The sequence below is a fragment of the Paenibacillus medicaginis genome, assembly GCF_042138635.1.
Lineage (GTDB): Bacteria > Bacillota > Bacilli > Paenibacillales > Paenibacillaceae > Paenibacillus > Paenibacillus medicaginis.
The window spans coordinates 24,332-48,481 of sequence record NZ_JBHIRY010000003.1; the positions used below are offsets into that span (position 1 = coordinate 24,332).

A 24,150-nucleotide genomic window follows, 5' to 3' on the forward strand; every position below is an offset into this window, starting at 1 on the left:
AGCTGAAGGCAGTCCGCGCGCTGCAGCCGAAATATGTGTATCGGAAATTACGATCATTTTCATAGTCTCTTCACTCCGGGAAGTAGTCATTTTCCGGCCGCAAGCGTACTTTCAGCAGCCGCAGGCTGTTTTCCATTTGCATAACAACCTCCTCAAGCTGCTTGCGGTCAATCGTATTAAAATCGGAAGCCGGCTTGGGGGCGCTTTTCATTTCCTTGATTAAAGCCTGCTGCTCCTGCCATTTATCCATCAAATCCGCAATATTGGCATAAAAGCGTTCATAATCCTTAATGACTTCATCCAAAAAGGCATCAACTTCATCCGGATCATAGCCGCGCATTTTGGTTTTAAACTGTTTCTGGTGAATGGAAAGCGCGTCCATTTGTATGCCAAGCTGCTTAAAAAGCTGTTTTTGCTTTTCTAATCTGCGTTTCATATATTCATCCATCAGTACGACCTCCTTAGCTCCTTTTATTTTTATAACATATTTCGACACGGGAATAAAACCGAATCCTCTCCCGCAGCGTTTGGCCTTACAGCATGTGAAAGACTATAATGATATGTAGAAGCGTTGAGTTTACAAAGTAGGCTGTCCAGCGGACAGCCTGTTTAAGCTCACTTATTGCAATCGGCAGATCAGCTCACAACAATTCTCTTTCGGCTTCTCGCCGATTCCAGGCAGGCGTCAACCACCTTCATATTTAAAATGGAATCTTCCGGCTCATAGGGCAGCGGCGTCCCGTCCAACACAGCAGCAGCGAACGCTTCGGCCTGCAGTTTGAAGGAGTTATGGCCCTTCAGCCTTTCCTCGCGGGTCATCGTTCCCACATGGACGAAGATTTGCGGAACGACAGACGTCTTCTCCCAGCCGAACATTTTCGGCATGGCGATCGTGCCTTTCGTTCCCAGGATTTCCATGTTGGAACGACTTGCAGCCCACATGCCGCAATCGAAGGTAAGAGTAATGTCTCCCGGAAACTCCACCAGCCCGGAGGCCATCATATCGACACCGCCGTGCTTCTCGGAATACAGCGCACGCACACTCACGGCCTCCGGCTCGTTCTTCAAATACATACGTGCAGCTGAAATCGGATAGACCCCCACATCGTAAATAGAACCGCCACCCATCTCCTTGTTAAAGCGTACGTTATCCTGCTGATCGGAGCAGTTGAAGGTGAACGTACAGTGGATGCTGCGAATCTCACCGATCTCGCCGCTGGCGATGATGTCTTTAATACGCTGATGCTTCGGATGATAACGGTACATGAATGCTTCGGCGAAGAGCACACCCGCCTTTTTGCACGCTTCAACCATTTCGGCGGTGTCAACTGCACTCAGAGAGGAAGGCTTCTCGCACAGTATATGTTTGCCTGCTTGGGCCGAGCGGATTGTCCATTCCTTATGCAGATGATTGGGCAGCGGCACATAAACCGCCTCAACCTCAGGGTCCTGCAGCAGCTCCTCATAGCTTCCGTACGATTTTTCTATATTATACTGCTTGGACATCTCCAGCGCTTTATCCGCATTCCGGGACGCAATGGCGACGACCTCTCCCCGCTCCGATTCCTGTATGGCCGGAATCACGGCTGTTCTTGCAATATCCGCTGTACTGATAACTCCCCACTTCAATTTCCGGGTCATCTTCCTCATCCTTCCCGTATTGGTTTAGTAGTTGTCCTGTTCAGCATCTTTTAAAAGACTATTTTATTATTGCAGAAATCACATGATCTTTATTTAACTCCAACAAATCCCACTGATTCCCGTATAGATCTTTAAAAACGGCAACCGTACCATAAGGCTGTTCAATGGGTTCACGAATAAATTCGATTCCCTTTGATCGCATATCCTCATAATCTCTCCAGAAATTATCGGTATTTAAGAATAGAAAAACTCTGCCACCCGTCTGGTTTCCTATAAACTCCTCCTGTTCCGGAGTCGATGCTTTTGCAAGCACTAATGTGGTCCCCACTGAACCTGGCGGCGATACTACAACCCATCTTTTATCTTGTTCGGGTTGATATGTATCTTCCACTAAAGTAAAGTTCAGCTTCTTTGTATAAAATTCGATGGCTTCATCATAATCCTTTACGACAATTGCGACATGGACAATGGATTGAATCATGTTGTGGCCCCTTCCATTAAAGAGAGATAGTATAGGCTCATCATACTATACTTTTGGGACGAAATCGAAATCAGTACTTGAGAATGTAAAACAACCGCTCCTGCAGAGGAGCGGTCGCGCACCGTGCCACCGGACGGCACATCAACAGTTAAGCTTGCCCCGGCAAGCCTGTCGGCTTGCGTGCCGTTGTGGATGGCCGCCGCATCTGCTGCCCCACCGTCCAGCGCCCCAAGGGCAGCCGGGACAGCAGCCAGGCGCCTCCCGCTGAGAGCAGAGTGCAGAGCACAAAGGTAATCAATACTCTGACTGTGACATTCCAGCCAGCAAACCATTGCTGGTCAGGCAGGTAGGTAAGCCTCAGCATTAACGGATGCATCAGATATGCACCATAAGAAACCGTGCCCAGCCAGGAAATCCAGCGCACCACACTAGAGCCTGTGGCAGTGATAGCCATGGCTGTCCGGTATACCGCAAAAATCAAAACGATACAGTACACCGACATCAACGGACGCAGCAGCGATACCGAATTGAAGCCGATGAGCAGTCCTTCATCGGTCTGAAAGGTTCCGATAAGTCTGAACAGCAGAATGCCGGTCAACAGCACAAAGAGGCTCCAGTAAACCCATTCAATTTTACGGACCCACTCGTTCCAGCGGTTTATGTTCATGCCGGCGGACGCGCCAATAAAGAAATAGAACAGGAAATACAGGACGTTCCGGTCAGCATAAACGGTAAACATCGGTGTCAGCACCGGGATATCCGCGGCCTCGAACAGGCGAGAAATCGGGCCAATGCAGAACATAAGTCCTGTGTACAGCAGACCCGCGACGATAATGGCCGACGGACCCATTCTAGCCGGAATGACGGTTGCAATAACACGAAACGCTTTCCGCAGCAGCGGAAATAGCAAATAACATTGAATAATCATGACGATGTACCATAAATGGTAGCTTGTTTTGCCGGTCAGCAGCTTTTGGCCATACAGCAGCAGCGCATCCCAGCTCCAGCCTCCTCCTGCGGCGAGCACATTGCCGGCTTCAAAGAGCGCAGACCAAATTATATAAGGCACGACAATATCTTTAAAACGCTTGGCAAGAAATGTTCTGTATGAAAATCTACCATCGTAGTTGTAAAACAGCACCAGTCCGGTAATAAAAATAAACACAGGCACCGCAAATTTCGCCGCCAGCAGCAGAATCGACATCAGCACTCCATCCGCCAAGGTCACGCCCGGCACAATGGAATAATGCGCTATGGAATGCTGCAGCACCACGGCTGCAAACGCAAGGCCACGCAAAACTCCAATCTCCGGCACTCTCTCCTTTTTGCTCATTGTTTTCCCCCAACCCTCTCGATGTCTACAAGTCTATTATAATCGCTGTTCGTATTCCGTAAATGTAAAGAGTATCGAGAAAGAGAAGAAAATTTTTTCTATTTTTAGTTTACTATTTCCTCGGCTTGACCCTGTTGGTCGGAACGGCCTGCAGAGGATCATCCGGCCAGTAGTGCTTCGGATATCTGCCCTTCAGATCTTTTTTCACTTCAAAATACGCCTCTTTCCAGAAGCTTGCGAGGTCTGAGGTCACCTGCACGGGACGCTGCGCAGGAGATAAAAGGTGCAGAACAACCGGCACACGTCCTCTGCCAAGGCGAGGAGTGGCACTCATGCCAAACAGTTCCTGCAGCCGAACAGAGAGCACCGGGGCATCCGGATTGCTGTAATCCACGGGAATGTTGGAGCCGCTCGGCACACGGATATGGGTCGGAGCCTCACGGTCAAGCTCCTGCCGCTGCTCCCAGCTGAGCATGCCGAGCAGAAGGCCTTCCACATGCAGCTTCTTCAGATCGGACAAGCTCCGCACCCCTTGCGCATATGGCAGCAGCCACTCCTCCAGAGCTGCCAGCAGATCGGCATCCTCCGCTGCAGGCCAGTCGTTCAGCTTGCGGTGCATAAAAATGAGACGCTGCTGCAGCTGCCGCGCCGCTTTCGTCCAGGTCAACAGCTCAAGTCCACGCTCCCGCAGCCCGTCCATCCACGCTGCGGCAATCTGGTCCTGCGGGGGATTTTCGTACGCCAGCTCTTTCAGGACAATAGCGCCAAGCCGGACGGTTTTGCGCGCCCGCACGCTTCCCGCAGCAGCGTCCCAATACACCGCCGTCTCCTCGTTGATCAGCCCTTGCTGATGCTCCGTCAGCTCACGCTCCTCCACAGGCGCAGCAAGCCTGATGGTCCCGTCGGCGCCTGCATCCTCGACCGAAGCCGCAACCAAATATTCCGACCTGGACAGGAGTTCTTCACCGGCAAGCCTGACGCCGCGTCCGCTGCTCAGCAAATATCTGCCGCCACTGCGGGAACGTCCGATCCGGTCGGGATAAGCAAAGGACAGCAGCAGCCCGCAGGAAGCAGGCTTCAGATCCTGGATCCGCTTACCGATGACTGTTTGCAGCCCTGACAGCAAATGGCGGCTGTTTTGTACAATCCGGCCCAGCAGCTCCCGGTCAACGGAAGCATTGGCCTCCGGCTTGCGTGGGCTGTCTGCAAGGCTGCTCCAAACCCTCTCCATGCGGGGACGCAGATCAGCCCCGGATTTGAACGGATCGCGCTCCTGCAGCAAAGCCGCCAGGCAGCACGCCTGTCCCGCATATCCCAGCTCTGCGGCCTTGAGCAGCATGTGGCCCAACCGGGGATGAGCCGCTATGGATGCTACTCTTTTTCCATGCTCCGTGACTTTCCCTTCACGAAGACATCCGAGCCGTTCCAGCAGCTCCCGCGCCTGTCTGAGCGCAGGCGCGGGAGGAGGATCGATCCAGTCGAGCTCAGTTGCATCCTCCGCTCCCCACAGCGCTGCTTCAAGCACAAGGAGAGCCAGATCAGCCGACAAAATTTCCGGCCGGCCGGCATCGGTAAGCCCCCCGTGCTCCTCCATGCTCCACAGCCGGTAGCATGTGCCGGGACCCAGACGCCCTGCTCGCCCCCGGCGCTGATCCGCCGAAGCCTTGGACACCTTGACCGTTTCGAGCCGGTTCATGCCTGTGCGCGGGGAAAATACAGGCTCACGCCGCAGTCCGCTGTCCACGACAACCGTCACGCCTTCGATCGTAAGGCTGGATTCGGCAATGGATGTGGCGAGCACGATTTTGCGCTTTCCCGCCAGTGAAGGGCGCACCGCCTGATCCTGCTCTCCCAGCGAAAGAGCGCCGTACAGCTTGCACACATAGGTGCCGGAAGGCAAGCCGCAGACCATAAGCTCGGCTTCAGTCCGATGAATCTCCCGTGCTCCGGGCAGGAATACGAGCACATCTCCCTCATATCTGGGAAGCAGCCTCGTTATCTGCTCGGCCACAAAGCTTTCCAAAGAAGCCGCCTTCGGCTTCGGGACGTAGACCGTCTCCACCGGATAGGTCCGGCCGGAGCTCTGCAGCAAAGGCGCTCCGTCGAGCAGGCGGCTTACCGGCTCCGCCTCGAGCGTAGCCGACATGACCAGCAGGCGCAAATCCGGCCGCAGCAGACTTTGTGCCTGCAGAGCCAGGGCAAGACCAAGATCGGCATGCAGGCTGCGTTCGTGAAATTCATCAAATATGACCACCCCCCCTTCTTCCAGTGCGGGATCTCCCTGCAGCATCCGGATCAGAATGCCCTCGGTGACAACCTCGATTCGCGTGGACGGGCCGATTTTGGTATCCATGTGCACCCTATAGCCGACCGTTTCCCCAACCTTTTCTCCCAGGGCATCAGCCATACGGGCTGCAGCCGAGCGGGCGGCCAGCCGCCGCGGCTCAAGCATGATGATTTTTCTGCCATCAAGCCACGGCTCCTCAAGCAGAACCAGCGGAACTACGGTCGATTTGCCGGCACCCGGTTCGGCGACCAGCACGGCGGAGGGCCTGTTCCGAAGCGTAGCCTTTATTTCCGGCAGTATATGATAAATGGGAAGTTCTTTCTTCAATGTTATCCTTATCCTTCCTGTCCTGTCCGCATGCAATCCGGAGGCGCTCACTTTATAATAGGGTTATGTAGTTCACATCTTGAAACGGGGTGTACAAATGAATGATTGCACATCTACGATCAGAGGCCGCTTCGCCCCCACGCCATCGGGGTTGATGCATTTTGGCAACGCAAGGACGGCGCTGCTCTCCTGGCTGCAGATTCGGGCCGCAGGAGGCGCCTATGCCATGCGGATTGAAGATATCGATATGACCCGCTCGCGCAGCCATCTGGTCAAGGCCATCCTGGAGGATTTGCAATGGCTGGGCCTGAACTGGGACGAAGGGCCTGATAAAGGGGGGCCTTTCGGGCCGTATACGCAAAGCGAAAGGCTGCAGCGTTATGAGATGGCCCTGAACAAGCTGCGGGAGCAAGGGCTGCTCTATCCCTGCTTTTGCAGCAGGGCGGATATTTTGGGCGCAGCCAGCGCGCCCCATGGGCTTGCCAAAGAAGGCCCCGCATATCCCGGGACCTGCCGCTGTCTCAGCAGAGAAGAAAGAAAAGAAAAAGAGAGGCATAAAACGCCCTCTCTGCGGATGAAAGTTCCGGACGAACCGGAGCGTGTCATCATTTTTTACGATCAAGTGGCAGGAAGCGTGTCCGTCCCTGCTTCCGCAGGTGGTGACTTTATTGTCAAACGCGCGGATGGAATGTACTCCTATCAGCTTGCCGTAGTGGTGGATGACGCCGGGATGGAGATCACTCATGTCCTGCGGGGAAGCGACCTGCTGGATTCCACACCACGCCAGTTGCTGCTATATGAAGCGCTGGGGCATACCCCGCCCAGCTTTGCGCATGTACCACTAGTATATGGCCCGGATGGACGCCGCCTCGCCAAACGGCATGGAGACATTGCCCTGCAGGCCATGCGCGAGCGTGGCGTCCGTCCCGAGACGGTTGTCGGCTGGCTTGCCTTCATGAGCGGCCTTGCTTCCGAGCCTCTTCCTATTACGGCGGCAGAACTGGTACCGCTCTTTGATATGAGCAGACTGCCTGCAGAGCCGGTAAGGCTGACCGAGGAGAACATGCGGGCGCTGCAGGCCTATTCATCTTAAAACAACAGCGACTCCGCTCCGTCGATGACAATCTGTGCCCCCGTAATATGACTGGATTGCCTCGATGCCAGGAAGCACACGAGATCAGCCACCTGCTCCGGCCGACCCGGGCCACCCGCCAAAGGCTGTCCTCCCTCCGGAAATTCAACGGGAATGACGATTTCTTTCAGATCTTCTGCCTTTATCGTGGAATCATCGATATTGGTGGAGATCGCCCCCGGACAAATGACATTAACCCGGATGCGGAATTTCGCTAACTCCAAAGCCGCCATTTTGGCAAATGCGGTCTGTCCGGCCTTCGATGTACTGTATGCGGACATGCCAAAGCTGGTAAAACGTGTATTTCCGTTAATTGAGCTCGTAATAATGATGCTGCCCCCGCCCTGCTTTTTCAAATGGGGGATCGTGTATTTCATCGTCAGGAAAGTCCCGTCCAAATTGGTGGACAGCGTCCTGCGCCAATCCTCGATACCGATCTCTTCAATAGGGGCGAGCACACCGTTAATGCCGGCGTTGGCGAAGACAATATCCAGCCCTCCGTAGAGCTCAACCGCTTCAAGCACCGCTTTTTCCACCCGGAGCGGATCGGAAATATCCACTTCAAAGGCACGCGCGGCCCCTGTGCGGATGCTGTTAATCTCCATCTCGGTTGTCTTGGTGCGGTCATGGTTCAGGTCAAACAGGGCGATATTGGCTCCTTCTTTTGCCAGCCGCAGCGCAGCGGCCTTGCCAATTCCCGAAGCCGCACCTGTAACGATGGCCGTCTTCCCTTCAAACGCGGCTCCAGATGCTGCAGAGTAGCTCATATGTACACGCTCCTTTTATATATAATGCTGAGAACAGCAGTATTCTCAAGATTACCCAAAAAGTGCCCATATATAAACTCTCTGAACCCGTTTGAATGAAACATAGCCGCTAAATATTTTGGCTTTCCGTGAGTTTTTGCGAATTTATTTGCTCATACTGCGTTCCCCAATCTTTCATCAGCATAATAATTGGCTTTAAGGTCATTCCGAATTCAGTCAGCGAATACTCCACCTTGGGTGGGACTACAGGATACACTTCCCGGTGCACAACTCCGTCTTCCTCAAGCTCGCGCAGCTGCAGTGTCAGCATACGCTGCGTCAAACCCGGCATTAACCGCCGGAATTCATTAAATCTCTTTGTGCCGCTCATCAGATGGTACAGAATAATTCCCTTCCATTTGCCGCCGATCACATCGAGCGTAGACTCCACCGGACAACCCGCAGGACAGGACCCATAACCGCTTTTTCGATTTCGCATATCGCCGCACTCCTCCTTCTCCATAACAATTTTTTCGTTATTCAGTATAAAAAGTATACTACACTACTTAACTTTGTGCAAAAAACGCCGGCAGGGGATTCATGCTGCCGGCGTCTGAACTCATATCAGGTTATTCATTCCACTGCAGCTCAAGAAAGGCAGCGTCATCATCCAGACCGTCCGTGTGTCTGGAATCAAGCAGAACTTGAATCTGGTCATCCGGAAGTTGCTCCCGGATCGGGTCGAGATCGGCCAAGCCGTCCGTATACATCTGCAGTCTCATCTGTTCCCCCGCCGACAGCCTGGTCTCATACCAGTGCGGCTGGCCGCCTACTGGCCCGCGGACCGTTGACCAACGCTCTGCGGTGCGGAATGTATCCCCGAAAATACCCCCAGCTTCCTCCGTGCCCTTCCACAGCCTGATCCGGGAATCCCCTTGCCAGGCCAGCGTCATTTTCCCTTTCCTTCCACGGGACGGAAGCTCGATTTTGCCGCATATGTACATCGCTTGGCTGCCCTGCCTGCGTTTCTCTTCGAGCACATTGCGAAGCAGATCCGACCTATGGGGGATCGGTTCTTTCTCCAACTCTTCCGCTGCAGACACAGCCCACAGCCGAAGACATTCGTTCAGGCGGGCAAGGCTTAACTCGGTATCGGCACTAAGCCAGTCCAGCAGGGATTGCCCCAGATAACGAGCTGCGAACTCCCCACGGTAGCTCATCCCCACTCCGTCGCATAACACAAAGGTGCACACGGGACCTTCCATTTGGAGGGCAGCAAAGTCCTGACCGCTTTCTCCTGCATTCGCAGAGTCAGACGAACGGCCATAACCGTAGCGGCAGCGGAATCTGCTTTCATAACTGCTGAGCGGCTGTTCTGAGGTTTGGGAGCTTATATAAGTAAAACAGTCTCGCTTCATCAAATCCCCTCTTTTTTTGACTATGGAGAGCAGGGACAGCAGTGGCTTCATGCCATAACCTCCTTACCTTACGGGTGTGGCTGCCGACATCTGGAATCCGATGGACACCAGTTCGGCACATGTCCCCGGCAGCATCATCATTGCGCCCTTGCCGAGTTGGTAGTCGGCTTCGAACATCATTTCCCGGTAGCTTTCAGGCAGGACGGAGGACATGTTTCTCAGCTTGTTCGCATGCTCATCCTGCAGCATCGTTTCAGCCGTAATGCCTTTCCAGCGGCGTGGTTCCGGAATCGGGGCATCCAGCAGCTTGTCGGATATGAAAATATTTTCCACGAGCACATTTCCATCAGGCACACTCATATTCATAATTCTTTTGGCAATCGGCTCCGGATCATCACCCGTGGATACACCGTCCGTCATATGACATACCAGGGGTGCGGGACAATCCTGCATATGGGGGATTTCAGCCTGTAAAATCCGTTCTGCCTGCAAAAACGCCTTGGCGGAATCCGAGAACCGCTTCGGCGTCAAATCCGGCAGCGAACCGATGGCGGCAATTTCGTCAATGCCTTTAATTCCGTTCAGCAAATCATAAACGTCATCACTGTATGCCAAAAGCGCGATCCGATACCTTGGAGTAAGCCTGTTGCCCTTGGTGGACCGGAAAACCATCTGGCGTATCGCCAGAGAAAGGGCCTCATAGACGACGTCCATACGCCGCCTTCCATCCATAAGCATATTCATGGAGGCACTGATATCTACCAAATAAATAATTAAGGCAGGGGTGCGTTGGGATGCCTGAATACTGTAGTTCATACGACTATTGTCACCTCGGTCAAGCGTAGCTAGATTTTCGGCAGCCTGAAATCACTGTCGCTTAAATATTTGTAAACGGATGAGACCCTGTATCCCACTTCACCAACAGAATGAAGATAGGAAGAATCCGTTTCGTACAGCTTGGTGAACTGGGTGGCGAAGCCACGCGCTTTATCCTCTCTGCCGCCTTCCTGTGAGCTGTATGCTTTGTTATACAGGGAAATGAGGTTCAGCACTTTCTCTTTGCGTTCAGCCGCTACCTTGGCGGCAGCCTGGTTTGCTTTGGCGGCAGCCGTTGCCTCCTCGGCCTTTCTTTTCTCTTCAGCAGCGGCTTCGGCAGCCAGACGCTCGTCACGCTCTTTCTTCCAGGCAAGATATTGCTCATACTTGGCCTGCCGGTCGTACTTCGATTGAAGTTCCTGCCTGGCAGCCTCCTGCTGTGCCTTTTCTTCTGCGGCTTTCTTCTCGGCAAGCGCGAGCGCTTCGGCTTCCTTGGCCTTCCGCTCTTCCTCCGCCTTCAGCTTGACCGCCTCCTCAGCCTGCCGCCGGGCCTCCTGTTTCTTCTGTTCCTCGGCGAGCCTGGCCGCTTCCAGTTGCTTCGTATTTGCCCGATCGGCCAAAATTTGTACCGTCGGAATGGTTCCGGCCAATATAACAATGGCTGCCGCTGCAGAAATCATCACTTTCTTGGAGCGATGCCAGACCGGCCTGACCGGTTCAGCCGGATGCGACGGATCAAGTTGCTGTTCCAGACCCTGAATGGCGGCCTGCACTTCCACCTGAAGCGGGCTTCCTTCTTCGGTAAAATGATAAAGCGAGCGATATACCTCAAGAGCAGCTTCCGGCTTGCCGGCTTCCTCCAGCTCCCGTGCCTGCCGGAACAAACGATCTATGATTTCTTTATCTCCACGCGCGCCTTCCGGGACTGTGGGCGATACCACTACGGGAAGGACTTCGGCGGACGCCACGGCCCCCGCTAAGACGGGGGCCTCCTTCTCCGGTTCCGGTTCAACTGACATAACAGATGGAATCTGCTCGGCCGAAAGCGAATTCAGGACGACAAGCCATTCACCGAAGGTAGGGCAGCTGCTGAGATCCTGACTTTCCCACGCTCTTACGAACAACTCGGACAAGCGGTTGCCCCAACGGGATTCAAGCGATTTGCGCAGGATATAATAGCGCTCACACGGGGTCTGCGTTTCGAGCTGATCGAAATAGCTTTCACCCCAGGCTCTGTCCACCACGGTTTGATCCGACCAGCCCAGCATTTCAGCAATAATGACGGCGCCTGCAAAGCGGTCTGCATATGCGCTCCACAAGCCACTGTGCACCGTTCTGTGGGCGGCATATCCTGGCGAGCCTGCAAGCAGCGTGTCGGGCCGGTCCATTTTCGTGCTGTACATTTGCTCGACATCCACGAGCTCAACCGGAGATACTCCTTCAGGCAGTTCAACTTCAGAAAAAAACGGAATCATTACATTGGGTGCGGACAAATCACAATGCGCCACCCCTTTTTGCTCCATGGCAGAGCCAATGGCAGCAAGCGATTTTGCCAGCGCAAGACTGTCGGACGGTTCAAGCCGATTTTGCTCGGTGAGGCAGTCAAACCAGGTTTTCCCATAAACCCATGGCATTAACACCGCGTACAGCAGATCCGGCTGTTCCGCAATTAAATCTCCGTTCCTTTCTGGAGTGAGCACGTCGCGTTTACAGACCTGCAAGCCTGGAATATCACCATAAGATTCCATGTACTCGGATTGGTACACCATGGCAGGAATTCGGAATTTCGGAAAAAATACTTTCAAAGCTTTGGCCTTATGCAGCACTCCGCTTTTGTCCAGAAGCTGATAAACAATGCCCTGTCTGCCAGCCTGTGCGTAAGCAAGACCGGGTGCCGCCGGGTGGCTGCCGACAACATAGACCTCATCGTTTATGATCAGTTCGTCTCCTGGATTGGGTTGAAAAGACATGCGACATCCCTCTCTTTTGATTGAATCAGGTTCATGCGGAAACGAGATTATTGTCCTGCATGGCAAGAAAACCGGGTGTCCTAGGAGCGCCCGGTTTTCTTGCCAAACTTCATTACTAGTATTATATAATAAACAGCAATATCTTCAAAGCTTCTCTTGCAATCCGAGAAACGATAATTATTTCGCTTGGTCGACCGTACGGAATTTATTGGCGATGGCCGTCAATTCCTGGCTGATGCTGTTCAATGTTTGCACAAAAGACTGCATTTGCTTGCTGGCCTCCTGGAACTCCTGGAAGAAGCGCTGCTTTGTCATACCATCCCACTGGCCTTCCATACCTTGAATGGACAGATTCAGGCTGGAAACGATTTGTTGGCTTTGCTCACCGCTCTGCTTAAACTGGTTTGCCACCTGATCGACCTGCTCCGGGGTAATTAAAATGCCTCCTGCCATTGTAATGAGTCCTCCTTAAGAATTCAAAAAAAATGTTTGGCAATGTATGGATTTAATTGTACTATAGTACCGTTTCATGTCACAAATGGCGAAGGACCTAATCCAAATTACCCCCATGATTCGGGTCATTTTCTCGACTTTTGTCGTTATTATGCATACCAAAGACCGATATTTCGCACTTTGCTTCTTCACGTTGATCTAAAGTGAAGCCTCAGGTGCGTTTCTATTGCTGCTTGGGTCGGAAAAACGCCAATCCTGCGGCTGCTGCAGCGAAGCCATCTTAAGAATGCTGTCGCTCACCTGCGCATCCGATTCGGCTCCCTTTCCCCCAATAACACTGATCACGGACAGTGGGTCGGAGATGCGGCTTGCGTTTTGATCCGAGTCGGACAGGATGGAAGGGCTGGCGCTAATAGTCTGCTGAAAGAGAGCGGTCGGCCTTCCCAGATTCATGCTGCCCAAAATCGTATTATAGCTCTGATCCGCCGCCTGAAACTGATCCGCCTTGCTGTTCAGCTGCGAACCAAGCATCCGCAGGCAAGCATGAATTTGCTCGGACAAACGTTTGCCCTGTCTCCACTGATCCATGACTGCCTCACGGGCAGACATGTCCCATTCCAAAGACTGCAGCGTCTGCTCCAGCCCGCCTGTAATCTGTTGAATCTGCTCCGCCGCGTTCTGTAGCTGACCACTCAGCGTCCGAAGCACATCCGGCTCCACACGAATGCGCATGTACATCACCTTTCCTCTGCACCTGCAGACTGTCTTAACCAATTTAGAAGCAAATCAACAAACTGAGCACGTGTCGTTAATGTGGCAATCAGCCAATCCCCGTTACCGCCCGAACTCATTCGGAACAGCCAGCTCATGGATTCACTCACGGCAAAAGCAGCCCGCTGTGCCTCCCATTCCCGCCCATTCCAAACCAGCAGTTGCAGCTCTCCGTCCGAAATTCTCGCATTTAGCGTTTGCGCCAGCTTCAGCGAGCCTTCCGGATCACCGCTTGCTTCCGAAAAGCTCGAAGCGAGAAATTGTGTATCTTCTTTTCCGGCAAGATCATAGATCTCGCGGAATTTTTTTTGGGAAAACATAAGGGCAGGCACTTCTTCCTGAGCCTGTTCACGCCATCCCATTTTATCCGTCAGTGTGTCACAAGCCGCTGTCACGTCTCCAAGATCGCTGAGCCGGTATTCGTCGTTCATTTCCTCGGAGGGTGACAATTCAACCACTCTTTCGTTGGTGCAGTGAAGATATCCTTCCAACTGTGCGCCATCCTTCGTATATCTGTACCGGCATGCTCTGCTGGAAAGACCCGCAATAGCAACTCTGGAAAAAACAGTCGGCGGGATGGCAAGCTCTCCCCCGTCCTCTACCTGGCGAAGATAACCCTTGTCCATCAGGGAAGCTTTCACCAAATCCCACTCCGCCGTCAATTCTTCCGCAAGAAATCCTTGAAATGGATCTTCAACGCCAAGCAATCTGTTGGACCCCAATACACCGGCCAGAAAAAACAACTCTTTGGACTTCAGCGTAATCAGTTTCTGTTGGGAAACCTGAAACGTTAACATTATGTGCCACCTCCCTTCAAACTACAACATGCCATCGGTCACGAATTTCAACGATCCAATCCTCACAGCTATGCCCCTCATCAAAAGGAATTGCCCCTTTAATCCTGCTGAATTTGCGTCTGATGTAATATCCCTGCCCCGGAGGCAGGACTTTCAACCCTCCCGAGCCGTTATTGGACTCTGAATAAGGGATACGGAAGAAGGATAAATCGTTGGGATCAAGGGTTCCAAAAAGGACCCCGCTCTGGCTTGCCTTCACATCATTGAACCAATCCACACCGAACGTTGGAAAATCCTGAGGCACTCCGGAAAGCACCACATGCACGTTGCGGTCCCGTCCCAGACGGACGATAGAGGTAAGCTGATCCTTGACCGTGAAATCATTTAACTGTTTACTGAGCAGGTCCGCATCGTCAATGATGAGGAGCAGCTCGGGATCACTCCCGTCCTTCGTCCTGCGCTGAACGGCTTCATAAAGCATCGCCACCAGAGGAGCAAGCTCCTCTTCGCTTTCCGCTGCCGCCTTCACATGGGGGAGATGCCGGAGCCTGGACAGCCCCCCTCCTCCGTACCTGGTGTCCACCGTATACATCTCAAGCTTGTCCGGGGAATTATAATAGGTGAGCGACAGCATCCAGGTGAGCAGAAATGACGTTTTCCCGCCCTCCATCGGACTTCCCACAATAAAATGCGGGCCTTCCTTCAAATTCAGGAGAAATGGCGCGAGATCGTCGATATGTATCGCAACAGGCACCTGGAACGGATACTCCCTTTCCATTCCCTCGGTGCGCTTCCATGAACGGATAAGCCCGGACAGTGGAACCTTGTCGGGCAGAGGAAGAATGGCAGGCGCCCTTTCTCCCTTCCATGCCTGTCCCGCATTGGCAATGCTCCGGCGCAGCTCGGCCGAACGCTTGGCTTCATCTTCACCAACCGCAGGCAGCGCCGTCTGGAACTCCAGCGGTGGCGTCTGCCCCTTGATAAGCCCCCTGCCGGGAGTAAGCGGTCCCGGTGTTTTGGCAGGCCTGCCAACAGCATAATAATAATCGCTCGGATCCGCCAGCTCATAGCTTACAGCATTCGGAATGTTGCTGCGGAATTTCTCGAACAGGTCGGTGATGCGGTTGGCCGTAATGACAAACGTAATGCCCAGACTTCCTCCTTCACGGAGAACAGCCTCGAGAAGCTCGTTTTCTTCCGGATATGCATTCCTGAAACTCGAATAACCGTCAATAATGACTACAATTTGCGGTACAGTGCCTGTGGCGGAACGCCGGTAAGCGTTTATTGTTTTGACGCCGGACTCGGCGATAAGTTCCTTACGCTGTGCGGACAATTTGAACAGGAAGCGGAACAGCCGCTTGATGCGGTCCTCCTCCTCGCCCATCATGACCCCGCCTATGTGCGGCAAATCCGTAAAATCGCGCATCATACGTCCCATATCGATAATATAGCCGTTCCATTGGTCCGGTGTATAAGCACGCGCCATGGATACAAGCAAGGTTTGCACAAAGGTCGTCTTGCCCATCCCGGGCATTCCGTATACCGCCCAATGTCCCTGATCCATGGCAATATGAAGCGGCTCCTGCCGCTGGTTGGGCAGATCGTCCACGAGACCCGCGGCCGGCCGCAATTCTGCCGGCCCATACAGGCCGTTTTCGGCACCCTTTGCGGGCAGTGCCGTCAAATCGAGCATTTCCGGCAGGGGCGGCAGCCATGGTCCCTGCAGCCGTTCGATGCCCGCCGCTGCAGCCTGGGCAGCGATATAGTCGATCATGACCTGGAGCTGCTTGGGCGGTTCACCGCCCTGCAAAGCCGTTGCAGCCCGATCGCCGGTTAACAGCGGTTCCCGCTTGCCGTTCAGGCGGACCTCATTCACCGGCAGCACCTTGGAGCTGCCGTCATCGACCCGGTAGGGTGCGCCGCTCCATGCAAACTGCAGCTCCTCAAATACCTCGTCGCTGCCCACCTGGAAATAACCTCTGCCTGGCTTCGTAATCCAGGCGGCATTCGGAATTTTGATCATATCGCGGCTGTCGCCTTCGCTCTGGACACGCAGGCAGATGCGGAACCGCGAGTTGCTCCATATTTTGTCATCGATCACGCCTGCCGGCTTCTGGGTCGCCAAAATAAGGTGTACCCCCAAGGTCCGGCCAATGGCCGCAATGCTGATCAATTCATCCATAAATTCAGGCTGGTCTTTTTTGAGCTGCGCAAACTCATCAATGATAATGACCAAATGCGGAAGCGGCTGTGCATGGCGCTGGCGCAGAAGCCTGTAGTACTCGTCGATATGCTGCAGATTGCCTGCCTCATTCAGTATTTTTTGCCTGCGCACAAGCTCTGCCTTCAATGAAATCTTGGCCCGCTCGATCAGATTGCTGTCCAGATTCGTAATCGTGCCGACAACATGAGGAAGATCAACGAATGTGTTGGACATGCCGCCACCCTTATAGTCGATAAGCATGAAAGCCAGATCATGAGGGTGAAACTCGGCGGCAAGGGATGCGACGACGGACTGCAGCACCTCGCTTTTGCCTGAACCGGTAGTCCCGGCAAGCAGACCGTGCGGACCATGCCCCTGCCTTTCAATCTTATCGTGCAGATTAATCATAATTTTCTTCCCGCCTGCGCGAACCCCCATAGGGACAGGCAGCGTATCCGGATGTCTCGTTTCCCGCCATCTGGACAGCACGTTCAATTCTTCTCCCCGCTCTACCCCCATCATATCAAACAGCGTGAGTACGGGTGGGATATCGGAAGCGGAAGAGCGCTTAAGGCGGATCGGGGCCATGTATCTGGCCAGGACACCGGCTTCGTCCACGGTAAGCCAGTCCATACGGAAGCTCTTTTGTGTAATATTCGACGACTCCGTCTTCAGGGTATACACCCCGTTTTCCGGTCCTGCTTCGACAATCAGCTGACACTGCATCGGCAAGGCCTCCTTGCGTGAGGCAAGCACGATGGTGCAGCTGTCCGCATACGCCCCGTCTTCCAGCAGCAGAGGAAGCAGCGGCTCCTCCTCAATCAGCTGTGCATCTGAGAGCACGACTACATAACATGGAATCTCCATATTTCTGCCCACACGATCCTTGCGGTTCCTACGGCGGTTTAAGCGTGAAAACAGATCATCGGCCAGCTGGTGAGCGCTGCTGTTCCGATCTGACATCATGCGCTGAGAGCGGTCATCATCCCACACATGGGGCAGCCAGCGCATCCAGCTCCACTCCTGCTGCTCGCGCTCATTATAAAAAGCCGCCACCTTCACCTCATCGGGCGAATGTCTGACAGCGATCTGGGACATGATAACCCGCAGCGCAGCCAGCGTATTTGTACGCTCGCCAACAATGCCTATGACTTTGGATTGATACAGAGGAAGCGCAATCGAAGCATCCTCCACCGTCTGAAAATCATCAGCCAGCTCATGGGCTGCTTCCAGCAGCGGTTCACGTTCATATCCTTCCGCACGAGGAACCTGCACCTTGATGTGAAAAGGAACCTCCCCCGTTCCGATTCGCACCTGCAAAAAATCATCATCCTCCGGCGAACGTTCCCAAAGCGAGCTGCTGCGGCTTTTCACAATCTGGGTGCAGCCTTGCGGATCGCCGTGAATTTCATATAAAATGCGAACCTGCTCCTTCTTCTTCTCCTCAAGCTGCTCCCGGTGCTTCTGCAGCTGCTGTCTGTACATGCGGTCCCGTTCCGCAAGCTTGAGCCGGTATTCTTTTTTGTTATGCAGGTATACAAAAAATGGAATGGTATAAGAGGAAACCATCATGAAGAGTGTCAGGATCTGAAACATAAAATAATTGCTGTTGCCCATTTTCCCTGTTCTGCTCATATATATATAAAAACCGACTGTAGCCAGGGTCATTATTAAAGGAATAATGAGGGATACCATAGAAAACGTCGGCTTGCCCGGTTCGGCCGGGGGCCGCAAAATTTCCAGCTTCTCATCATACAGAGCGGGGCGGATGCGCGGGGATCGTTGATACAAAGCGTTCACGTCAAAAGTCCCCTTTCCATTCTCAGGTTCCTGAAAGTTGATCAGCAGTACCCAGTTTTAGCTTGATCTGCAGTGATATTACCCATTTTGCGCATTTTGAAACAGGGATCTGCGTCCAAATACAGGCGCCTCTTCTTCAGTAGTAGAAAAAGCGCGCTGAATGCGGATCATGCAGCCCTCACGCAGGCCTGCCCCGGTCAGATGCTGGTGATCCTCTACCGGAAACCACAGCCCTTCGGGAAATTTAGCCTCCATATTATATTGTACGCCTTCTCCGGGCGCTTCTCCAAATATGCGCAGGCCGAGCATCAGCTTTAAATGCTGCACGGCATATACATCATCCACTTCTATATCGAACCAATCGGTTTCCTGTCTTCCCGCAAGCACGGTCAGGATCATAGACTCCCCTCCCGTTATTTCAAGTGATAAAAACTATTAATGTAACTTTACATGACCGCTTTCATTCTGTCAATTTGTTACAAACTACCCACTTAAGCATATATCATAAGACTAATGGTATGTTTTTTTATACTGGAAGAGACTATAGTTTTATTTCTTTATTTTCGAAGCCAAATGTGAACAGTTTGTAAAATTTTCTGACCTTTATGTTTTTATAAGGTATTTTTAAGGTATTTTTAAGCAACAGAATCTACAATCAGTACTATGAAATAACTCTAGTGAGGTGATTTCTATGAGAACACTAATAATCTTCCAAAACAAAAAAATTCCTGTGTATATTAATCAAGAAAACAAACAGCCTGTCCAAAAAACATTAAGATTGCTGTCCAACACGCTGGAAAACAAAATTGCGACAGGCAAGCGCGCTCTGCAAAAATGCCTGAACTCTCTGATCAGCATTGAAGTCATTGGCGGCGAAGCCATTCTGCATAGCGTTAGCGAGAATGACTCACTGGCTCTGTCACTCTACTAAGATTATACCACGCAAACAGGGGAGAATCCGTCCGGATTCTCCCCTGCCCGTTTTCTACACATAGCATGGACTTAGCTAACCTCCCTTATGCGGCTCTGGACAGGCTGTATGATCTGTTACGGGCGGATGGCTACAGGTGTGCCCACCCCCACCATTCCTGCCAGTTCCAATACATCGCTGTTCTGCATACGGATGCAGCCGTGGGACACCGAGTGTCCGATGCTCCACGGTGCATTGGTGCCGTGTATGCCGTAATGGGGAGCCGAAAGCCCCATCCAGAAGGCCCCAAAGGCGCCTCCCGGATTTTTCTGCTTGTTCACAATGGTAAATCGTCCATGAGGGGTCTGTGTGGCTATTTTGCCGATTCCAACCGGGTAGCTTCGAACAACCCGGCCTCCGTCCATCAGATATAAGCGGTGATCCGACAGGTCTACAGTAATGCTGTAATTCGGCATGGTCTTCCCCCCTTCTGCCTTATCCTATGACAGACCACCGCAAATGTCCTTACCCCTCCATATCGTGCCGCCAGCCTGTTGAGCCATAGGAACGGGATGTTTTTCCCGCTTTGGCTTTACGAGCTTTCTCCTTTTCTTTGCGGTTCTGATATTCCAGTTCCCGCTTCATCTTTCTGTAGCTGTCCAGCCTCGGTGGTGAGAGTGCTCCACTGCTGACCGCTTCCTTCACGGCACAACCTTCCTCACGCATATGCCGGCAATCCGCAAACCTGCATTGCGCCGCCAGGCTTTCAATATCGGCAAACGTGGCTTCCGTACCGTTCTCATCACTCCACAGGCTGAGCTCCCTCATCCCCGGCGTATCGACCAGAACAGCATCATGCAGCAGTGGGAACAGCTGCCTGTGTGTCGTCGTATGCCGGCCTCTGCTGTCATCCTCCCTTATGTCCTGGGTTGCCTGAAGCTCTTCTCCTGACAGCCAGTTTACGATGGTTGATTTTCCACAGCCCGACGAGCCGGTTAAAGCCACCGTCCTCCCCTTCCGTAAGTACGCTTCGAGCTGATCTCTTCCTCTTCCGTCCCAGGCTGATACGATCAGCACCGGAACTCCCGGCGCCGCCATTTCCATCTGCGCCGCATATCCGTCCGGGTCGGGACAAAGGTCGCTTTTGCTCAGCACGATGACCGGATCAACGCCGCTGTTCCAGGCCATCACGAGATACCGCTCCATTCTCCGCACATTAAAATCCCCGTTCAGCGCCTGCACCAAAAACAGCGTATCCACATTGGCAGAAATAATCTGTTCCTTCGTCTCAAATCCCGCAGCCTGCCTCGATATGCGGCTCTTGCGCGGGAGCACGGCATGGATAACGGCATCGTCAGCTGTAGCCGAATAAGCGGCCGCCACCCAATCCCCGACCGCTGGCAGTTCGGCAGCTTCCGGCGTTTCATGACGCAGCTTTCCGGAAGGTGCTGCCCAGCGTTCGCCTTCACTTGTCATAATTTTCATTTTTTGTCCAAAGTCGGCGGTTACCCTGGCAGGTTTTAGTTCGATGTCCCGAGCTACCGCAGCTACAAGCTGCTCCCACTGTTGCTGCCATGTTTCCGACCATCCGTAGTTCTCCAATTGCATGTTTGTCCTCCGATCATTTTAGCTTTCCAGCTTCGTGCTGCTGTTCAATTTCCTGCTCCTATTACGTCTCCCTAACCACGCGGACAAGCACAAAAAAACCGCAGGGATGATGCTCCTGCGGCTGCATAAAAAGGCCTGGTAGGCCTGTAAACAGGCATAAAGATGCCCGAAAAATGCAAAAATCCGCAGGAGATAACTCCCTGCGGATGTCCGGTCAGTACCGACCGGCGGGCAGACCGCTACTGCGGCCTTACCCGAGTGTGTCCGTTAGGGAGACGACATTACGACGCAAAACCAATCCAATGATGTGCTTGCTCATACAATATCGCCTCCTTCAAAATTTTCTTGATTATACGTCTTCCTGGCTTTTCTTGTCAACACTGATTTTGTTTATATGACATCCTCCCATTTGCTCCACATTTCCCGTGGATTCAGTTCATAAATATCATTCTCTCTGTACATAAACTGGTGCATGATCAGCTCACGGCGCAGGGTTGCAAAATCATCATGGTAGTTCTTAATCCAATCGCTTAATTCACGCTCACTGTACTTTCGCCCCGGTTCAAGCTGCTCGGCCAGGTGCTGCAGCACGATCAGCTTCTTCTTGTACTGGGCCGGGATTTGGCGCAGCCTTCCGTCCTTGGCGAAAAAATTGCGCATCACGGAAGCGGCCAGCGGCTCTTGAACCCCTTCTTTCTCCATTTCCCTGCCTCCTTTGCCAAATATGAAGTTTACGGAAGCTTCCGCATTTTGTCTGATAAAATCCTCATTCAGCGTAAAATATACCGTGTTCTTGTCCCGGCGCTCCTTGACGAGTGCCGCTTCGCGCAGCTTCGCCGCATGATGCGTGACGGTCGGCGGGGACAGATTCAATTTCTCAGCGAGCGCCTGCCCGTTCATCTCTCCTCCGGCCAGCAGCAACAGCATGCGCATTCTTGTTGGATCGGCCAGGGCCTTGTGATAATTCACGATTTTATCCAGCTGCATTGTTTTCACGATCCTTTAATTAGATATATATCTAATGATATAGCTGTGTTTGTTCATTGTCAACCGGCTGGCATTTGCTCTATGAATGCGATAGGATAAAATTGCTTGCCGAATGTGGGCAATTTTGTTTTATTGGAGGTAATACTGTGGAAGACATTATTATTATCGGCGGCGGCCCCTGCGGTCTGTCTGCGGCCATAGAATGCGGACGGCGCGGGTTGAAGCCGCTTATTATTGAGAAGCACAATATTGTGCAGTCGATTTATCTTTACCCGACCAATATGCAGTTTTTCAGCACAGCCGAGTTGCTCGAAATCGGGGACATCCCCTTCAGCTCCCCCAATGACAAGCCTTTCCGGCACGAAGCTCTTACATACTACCGCAGGGTAGCGGCACATTACGGGCTCGACATTCGTCCTTATGAGGAAGCTGGCTCCATCGTCAAGGAAGCGGACGGAAGCTTCATTGTACATACGACGGACAAAAGCGGGCAGTCCCACCAATACCGGACCCGCCATGTCGTTGTGGCCACGGGTTATTTTGACCATCCAAATGTTCTCGGCATTCCCGGAGAGGATATGGACAAGGTAACCCACTATTTCAGGGAAGCACACCCGTACACAGGCACCCGTGTCGCCATTATCGGCGGCAGTAATTCCGCGGTGGATGCAGCCATGGAACTGACCAAGGCAGGCGCGCATATCGATATGGTATACAGGGGCGCCGTTTTATCCGAGCATATCAAACCGTGGGTCAGACCTCTGTTTGAAAGCCTGGTCAACAAAGGAAAGATCACACTCCACCTTGGCTCTCGCGTCACAGAAATCAGCCCGCACGATATTACCGTCACCGACAATAATGGCAGCCAGTTCAAGCTGGATAACGACTTTGTGCTGGCCATGACCGGCTACCGCCCGGACCGCAAGCTGCTTGAATCGGTCGGTGTGCAGCTGGCCGAGGATTTGGATAAACCTGTTTTTAACCCGGAAACGATGGAGACGAACATACCCGGCGTTTATGTCGCAGGCGTAATCGCGTCCGGACGGAACGCCAATGAAGTGTTTATCGAATCCGGACGGTGGCATGGCAGGCTGATTGCAGAGCATATCACACAGACGCCAGACCAATCATGACAACAGGCAAGCAGACTGGAAAAGGAGTTGCTACCATGGATTACAGTGCCCTGCTGCTGCTCGTGCTTGCAGGCCTCGGCATTTTCAGCGGCAACTCAAGCGTAACAATCGCCATGGTTGTCCTGCTGCTGCTACGGGTGATGAATTTGCATCAAACCTTCCCCTGGCTGGAGAAATACGGCCTGACGGTCGGCATCGTGCTGCTGACAATTGGCGTTATGGCCCCTTTGGCTAGCGGGCGGATTACCGTGCAGGAGGTATTAACGTCCTTCCTGCACTGGAAATCGCTGCTGGCCATTGGTGTCGGTGTCCTGGTCGCCTATCTGGGAGGACGCGGAGTGACGCTGATGTCCTCCCAGCCTGCCGTTGTCAACGGGCTGCTGATCGGAACCGTGCTTGGCGTTGCTTTTTTTAAAGGGGTACCGGTCGGTCCTTTGATCGCTGCCGGCATCCTTTCCCTTCTGCTTGGCAAGTCCTAGATCACCCGGGATGCGCTTTAAAATAGGAATAGCCTGCTGCCATGCTGTTTTTGGGACAGCATTATGGTATACTCAATTCGATTTAACACCGCATATTTGCACATCGCAGGAGGAAAGCCGATGTCCCAACAGTTTGTAACCGAAGCCGTCATGGTAGCGATTTACGGCCAACTGCTGGCTCCGGCGGCAGCGGTAGAATATGTTGTGCCCTATACCACCCTATTGGAATTGTACGAATTTCGTGCCAGCGATGAGCCGCTTATGGACAATCCGGCCGAAGACAAGCATGTAAAAGAGAAAGTGGCTGAACTGATTGAATATCTGGAGGAGCCTCTGAACAAGAAGAAAATCAACCGGGCGCTCCAGGTGCCCTGGGCCAAAAGCCTGCCCATTTTATTCGGCAATTCCGTAGCCTTTACCATCATCAACGGGGTGGATAACGCGCAGTACGGAGAATATTTCGACCCCATTGAAACCGAGCTTCTGTTGACCGCGCAGCGGGAAAGTTTGCCGATTCTGACCGACCAGACGGATTGGATCGAGCGTATTGTTGAAGCTTCCGTACCGGTGCAGGTCTATGATATCGAGGATTTTGATTTTGCCGTAGAAGGCATTTATTTACCATGACGCATAAAACGGCGGACTGCCCGTCACAGGGCGTTCTTCATACGCCTGTGGCCCGCAGCTCCGCCGTTTTGAATTTCACTTACAGTAAGTGTTCAAAAAGTCAAGTTTTCAGCACCGAGAAGGTTGGATGAAGTAGGGACTGAGGAGCGGAGCGTACTTGGGGTACGTGAGCACCGGAAGGCCCGGCTGAATTCAAGATTCGATGTCGAGTCCGCTTCCTGACTTCCT

Annotated in this window: 23 protein-coding genes; 5 read left to right on the forward strand and 18 right to left on the reverse strand. The window is 52.9% G+C overall.

Going from position 1 to position 24,150, the window contains the following annotated elements:
• Window positions 1–70 precede the first annotated feature (70 nt).
• From ACE5LO_RS04240 to hrpB, 5 genes are all read right to left on the reverse strand, one after another.
• On the reverse strand, window positions 71–448 hold the full coding sequence (locus ACE5LO_RS04240) for a DivIVA domain-containing protein (protein WP_375352428.1): 378 nt from the start codon (window positions 446–448) through the stop codon (window positions 71–73).
• Between the two features lie 188 nt (window positions 449–636).
• A complete protein-coding gene (locus ACE5LO_RS04245) occupies window positions 637–1,641 on the reverse strand; it encodes a Gfo/Idh/MocA family protein (RefSeq protein WP_375518819.1) in 1,005 nt (334 codons plus the stop codon).
• 58 nt (window positions 1,642–1,699) lie between these two features.
• A complete protein-coding gene (locus tag ACE5LO_RS04250) occupies window positions 1,700–2,122 on the reverse strand; it encodes a VOC family protein (protein ID WP_375518820.1) in 423 nt (140 codons plus the stop codon).
• A 148-nt stretch (window positions 2,123–2,270) separates the two neighbouring features.
• Window positions 2,271–3,455: an acyltransferase gene (locus ACE5LO_RS04255; protein WP_375518821.1), complete on the reverse strand. Its 1,185-nt coding sequence runs from the start codon at window positions 3,453–3,455 to the stop codon at window positions 2,271–2,273.
• Window positions 3,456–3,567: 112 nt separating this feature from the next.
• Window positions 3,568–6,069, reverse strand: coding sequence for an ATP-dependent helicase HrpB (gene hrpB, locus ACE5LO_RS04260; RefSeq protein WP_375518822.1), 2,502 nt, complete (start codon window positions 6,067–6,069; stop codon window positions 3,568–3,570).
• Window positions 6,070–6,166: 97 nt separating this feature from the next.
• On the opposite strand from hrpB, the gene gluQRS reads away from it, so the two are divergent.
• Window positions 6,167–7,162, forward strand: coding sequence for a tRNA glutamyl-Q(34) synthetase GluQRS (gene gluQRS / locus ACE5LO_RS04265; RefSeq protein WP_375518823.1), 996 nt, complete (start codon window positions 6,167–6,169; stop codon window positions 7,160–7,162).
• On the opposite strand, the gene ACE5LO_RS04270 is transcribed toward gluQRS, so the two are convergent.
• The 10 genes from ACE5LO_RS04270 to ACE5LO_RS04315 form a co-directional block, all read right to left on the reverse strand.
• Window positions 7,159–7,968, reverse strand: a complete 810-nt coding sequence (locus ACE5LO_RS04270; RefSeq protein WP_375518824.1) for an SDR family oxidoreductase — start codon at window positions 7,966–7,968, stop codon at window positions 7,159–7,161. The two genes, gluQRS and ACE5LO_RS04270, sit on opposite strands and share 4 nt — an antisense overlap.
• A 109-nt stretch (window positions 7,969–8,077) precedes the next feature.
• Entirely contained in the window at window positions 8,078–8,446 is a 369-nt protein-coding gene (locus tag ACE5LO_RS04275) for a winged helix-turn-helix transcriptional regulator (RefSeq protein WP_375352416.1), read from the reverse strand.
• Window positions 8,447–8,576: 130 nt separating this feature from the next.
• Window positions 8,577–9,416: a hypothetical protein gene (locus tag ACE5LO_RS04280; RefSeq protein ID WP_375518825.1), complete on the reverse strand. Its 840-nt coding sequence runs from the start codon at window positions 9,414–9,416 to the stop codon at window positions 8,577–8,579.
• A 12-nt stretch (window positions 9,417–9,428) separates the two neighbouring features.
• Entirely contained in the window at window positions 9,429–10,181 is a 753-nt protein-coding gene (locus ACE5LO_RS04285; protein ID WP_375518826.1) for a vWA domain-containing protein, read from the reverse strand.
• A 29-nt stretch (window positions 10,182–10,210) separates the two neighbouring features.
• The gene (locus tag ACE5LO_RS04290; protein ID WP_375518827.1) at window positions 10,211–12,151 is read right to left on the reverse strand and encodes a serine/threonine-protein kinase; all 1,941 of its coding nucleotides are present in this window, start codon (window positions 12,149–12,151) and stop codon (window positions 10,211–10,213) included.
• 177 nt (window positions 12,152–12,328) lie between these two features.
• Entirely contained in the window at window positions 12,329–12,604 is a 276-nt protein-coding gene (locus ACE5LO_RS04295; protein WP_375518828.1) for a WXG100 family type VII secretion target, read from the reverse strand.
• 198 nt (window positions 12,605–12,802) lie between these two features.
• Complete coding sequence (locus tag ACE5LO_RS04300) at window positions 12,803–13,336, reverse strand: WXG100 family type VII secretion target (RefSeq protein ID WP_375518829.1); 534 nt, start codon at window positions 13,334–13,336, stop codon at window positions 12,803–12,805.
• A gap of 5 nt (window positions 13,337–13,341) precedes the next feature.
• Window positions 13,342–14,172: a hypothetical protein gene (locus tag ACE5LO_RS04305; RefSeq protein WP_375518830.1), complete on the reverse strand. Its 831-nt coding sequence runs from the start codon at window positions 14,170–14,172 to the stop codon at window positions 13,342–13,344.
• A 16-nt stretch (window positions 14,173–14,188) separates the two neighbouring features.
• Window positions 14,189–18,178, reverse strand: a complete 3,990-nt coding sequence (gene essC / locus ACE5LO_RS04310; protein ID WP_375518831.1) for a type VII secretion protein EssC — start codon at window positions 18,176–18,178, stop codon at window positions 14,189–14,191.
• 78 nt (window positions 18,179–18,256) lie between these two features.
• Window positions 18,257–18,577, reverse strand: a complete 321-nt coding sequence (locus ACE5LO_RS04315) for a hypothetical protein (protein WP_375518832.1) — start codon at window positions 18,575–18,577, stop codon at window positions 18,257–18,259.
• Between the two features lie 292 nt (window positions 18,578–18,869).
• Between ACE5LO_RS04315 and ACE5LO_RS04320 the strand changes: the two genes are divergently transcribed.
• The gene (locus ACE5LO_RS04320; RefSeq protein WP_375352403.1) at window positions 18,870–19,109 is read left to right on the forward strand and encodes a hypothetical protein; all 240 of its coding nucleotides are present in this window, start codon (window positions 18,870–18,872) and stop codon (window positions 19,107–19,109) included.
• 116 nt (window positions 19,110–19,225) lie between these two features.
• Here ACE5LO_RS04320 and ACE5LO_RS04325 read toward each other — a convergent pair whose 3' ends face one another.
• The 3 genes from ACE5LO_RS04325 to ACE5LO_RS04335 all read right to left on the reverse strand — a co-directional run bounded on the left by ACE5LO_RS04325 (window position 19,226) and on the right by ACE5LO_RS04335 (window position 21,683).
• Entirely contained in the window at window positions 19,226–19,564 is a 339-nt protein-coding gene (locus ACE5LO_RS04325) for a L,D-transpeptidase (RefSeq protein ID WP_375518833.1), read from the reverse strand.
• Window positions 19,565–19,613: 49 nt separating this feature from the next.
• Window positions 19,614–20,696, reverse strand: coding sequence for a ribosome small subunit-dependent GTPase A (gene rsgA / locus ACE5LO_RS04330; RefSeq protein ID WP_375518834.1), 1,083 nt, complete (start codon window positions 20,694–20,696; stop codon window positions 19,614–19,616).
• A gap of 390 nt (window positions 20,697–21,086) precedes the next feature.
• Window positions 21,087–21,683, reverse strand: coding sequence for a DUF2087 domain-containing protein (locus ACE5LO_RS04335; protein ID WP_375518835.1), 597 nt, complete (start codon window positions 21,681–21,683; stop codon window positions 21,087–21,089).
• 146 nt (window positions 21,684–21,829) lie between these two features.
• On the opposite strand from ACE5LO_RS04335, the gene ACE5LO_RS04340 reads away from it, so the two are divergent.
• From ACE5LO_RS04340 to ACE5LO_RS04350, 3 genes are all read left to right on the forward strand, one after another.
• The gene (locus ACE5LO_RS04340; RefSeq protein ID WP_375518836.1) at window positions 21,830–22,816 is read left to right on the forward strand and encodes a YpdA family putative bacillithiol disulfide reductase; all 987 of its coding nucleotides are present in this window, start codon (window positions 21,830–21,832) and stop codon (window positions 22,814–22,816) included.
• Window positions 22,817–22,851: 35 nt separating this feature from the next.
• Window positions 22,852–23,295, forward strand: coding sequence for a DUF441 domain-containing protein (locus ACE5LO_RS04345; RefSeq protein WP_375518837.1), 444 nt, complete (start codon window positions 22,852–22,854; stop codon window positions 23,293–23,295).
• A gap of 120 nt (window positions 23,296–23,415) precedes the next feature.
• Window positions 23,416–23,922 (forward strand): ADP-heptose synthase, encoded by a 507-nt coding sequence (locus tag ACE5LO_RS04350; protein ID WP_375518838.1) that lies wholly within the window; start codon window positions 23,416–23,418, stop codon window positions 23,920–23,922.
• Window positions 23,923–24,150: the final 228 nt, after the last annotated feature.

What these genes read in the sequence shown, in the direction of transcription:
- ACE5LO_RS04275 (WP_375352416.1), bottom strand. Translation starts at nt 8,446, where the DNA reads ATGCGAAATCGAAAAAGCGGTTATGGGTCCTGTCCTGCGGGTTGTCCG.
- ACE5LO_RS04295 (WP_375518828.1), bottom strand. Translation starts at nt 12,604, where the DNA reads ATGGCAGGAGGCATTTTAATTACCCCGGAGCAGGTCGATCAGGTGGCA.
- rsgA (WP_375518834.1), bottom strand. Translation starts at nt 20,696, where the DNA reads ATGCAATTGGAGAACTACGGATGGTCGGAAACATGGCAGCAACAGTGG.
- ACE5LO_RS04300 (WP_375518829.1), bottom strand. Translation starts at nt 13,336, where the DNA reads ATGCGCATTCGTGTGGAGCCGGATGTGCTTCGGACGCTGAGTGGTCAG.
- gluQRS (WP_375518823.1), top strand. Translation starts at nt 6,167, where the DNA reads ATGAATGATTGCACATCTACGATCAGAGGCCGCTTCGCCCCCACGCCA.
- ACE5LO_RS04290 (WP_375518827.1), bottom strand. Translation starts at nt 12,151, where the DNA reads ATGTCTTTTCAACCCAATCCAGGAGACGAACTGATCATAAACGATGAG.
- ACE5LO_RS04315 (WP_375518832.1), bottom strand. Translation starts at nt 18,577, where the DNA reads ATGATCCTGACCGTGCTTGCGGGAAGACAGGAAACCGATTGGTTCGAT.
- ACE5LO_RS04245 (WP_375518819.1), bottom strand. Translation starts at nt 1,641, where the DNA reads ATGACCCGGAAATTGAAGTGGGGAGTTATCAGTACAGCGGATATTGCA.
- ACE5LO_RS04335 (WP_375518835.1), bottom strand. Translation starts at nt 21,683, where the DNA reads ATGCAGCTGGATAAAATCGTGAATTATCACAAGGCCCTGGCCGATCCA.
- ACE5LO_RS04345 (WP_375518837.1), top strand. Translation starts at nt 22,852, where the DNA reads ATGGATTACAGTGCCCTGCTGCTGCTCGTGCTTGCAGGCCTCGGCATT.
- ACE5LO_RS04280 (WP_375518825.1), bottom strand. Translation starts at nt 9,416, where the DNA reads ATGAAGCCACTGCTGTCCCTGCTCTCCATAGTCAAAAAAAGAGGGGAT.
- ACE5LO_RS04320 (WP_375352403.1), top strand. Translation starts at nt 18,870, where the DNA reads ATGAGAACACTAATAATCTTCCAAAACAAAAAAATTCCTGTGTATATT.
- ACE5LO_RS04240 (WP_375352428.1), bottom strand. Translation starts at nt 448, where the DNA reads ATGGATGAATATATGAAACGCAGATTAGAAAAGCAAAAACAGCTTTTT.
- ACE5LO_RS04350 (WP_375518838.1), top strand. Translation starts at nt 23,416, where the DNA reads ATGTCCCAACAGTTTGTAACCGAAGCCGTCATGGTAGCGATTTACGGC.
- ACE5LO_RS04255 (WP_375518821.1), bottom strand. Translation starts at nt 3,455, where the DNA reads ATGAGCAAAAAGGAGAGAGTGCCGGAGATTGGAGTTTTGCGTGGCCTT.
- ACE5LO_RS04325 (WP_375518833.1), bottom strand. Translation starts at nt 19,564, where the DNA reads ATGCCGAATTACAGCATTACTGTAGACCTGTCGGATCACCGCTTATAT.
- ACE5LO_RS04270 (WP_375518824.1), bottom strand. Translation starts at nt 7,968, where the DNA reads ATGAGCTACTCTGCAGCATCTGGAGCCGCGTTTGAAGGGAAGACGGCC.
- ACE5LO_RS04305 (WP_375518830.1), bottom strand. Translation starts at nt 14,172, where the DNA reads ATGTTAACGTTTCAGGTTTCCCAACAGAAACTGATTACGCTGAAGTCC.
- ACE5LO_RS04285 (WP_375518826.1), bottom strand. Translation starts at nt 10,181, where the DNA reads ATGAACTACAGTATTCAGGCATCCCAACGCACCCCTGCCTTAATTATT.
- ACE5LO_RS04250 (WP_375518820.1), bottom strand. Translation starts at nt 2,122, where the DNA reads ATGATTCAATCCATTGTCCATGTCGCAATTGTCGTAAAGGATTATGAT.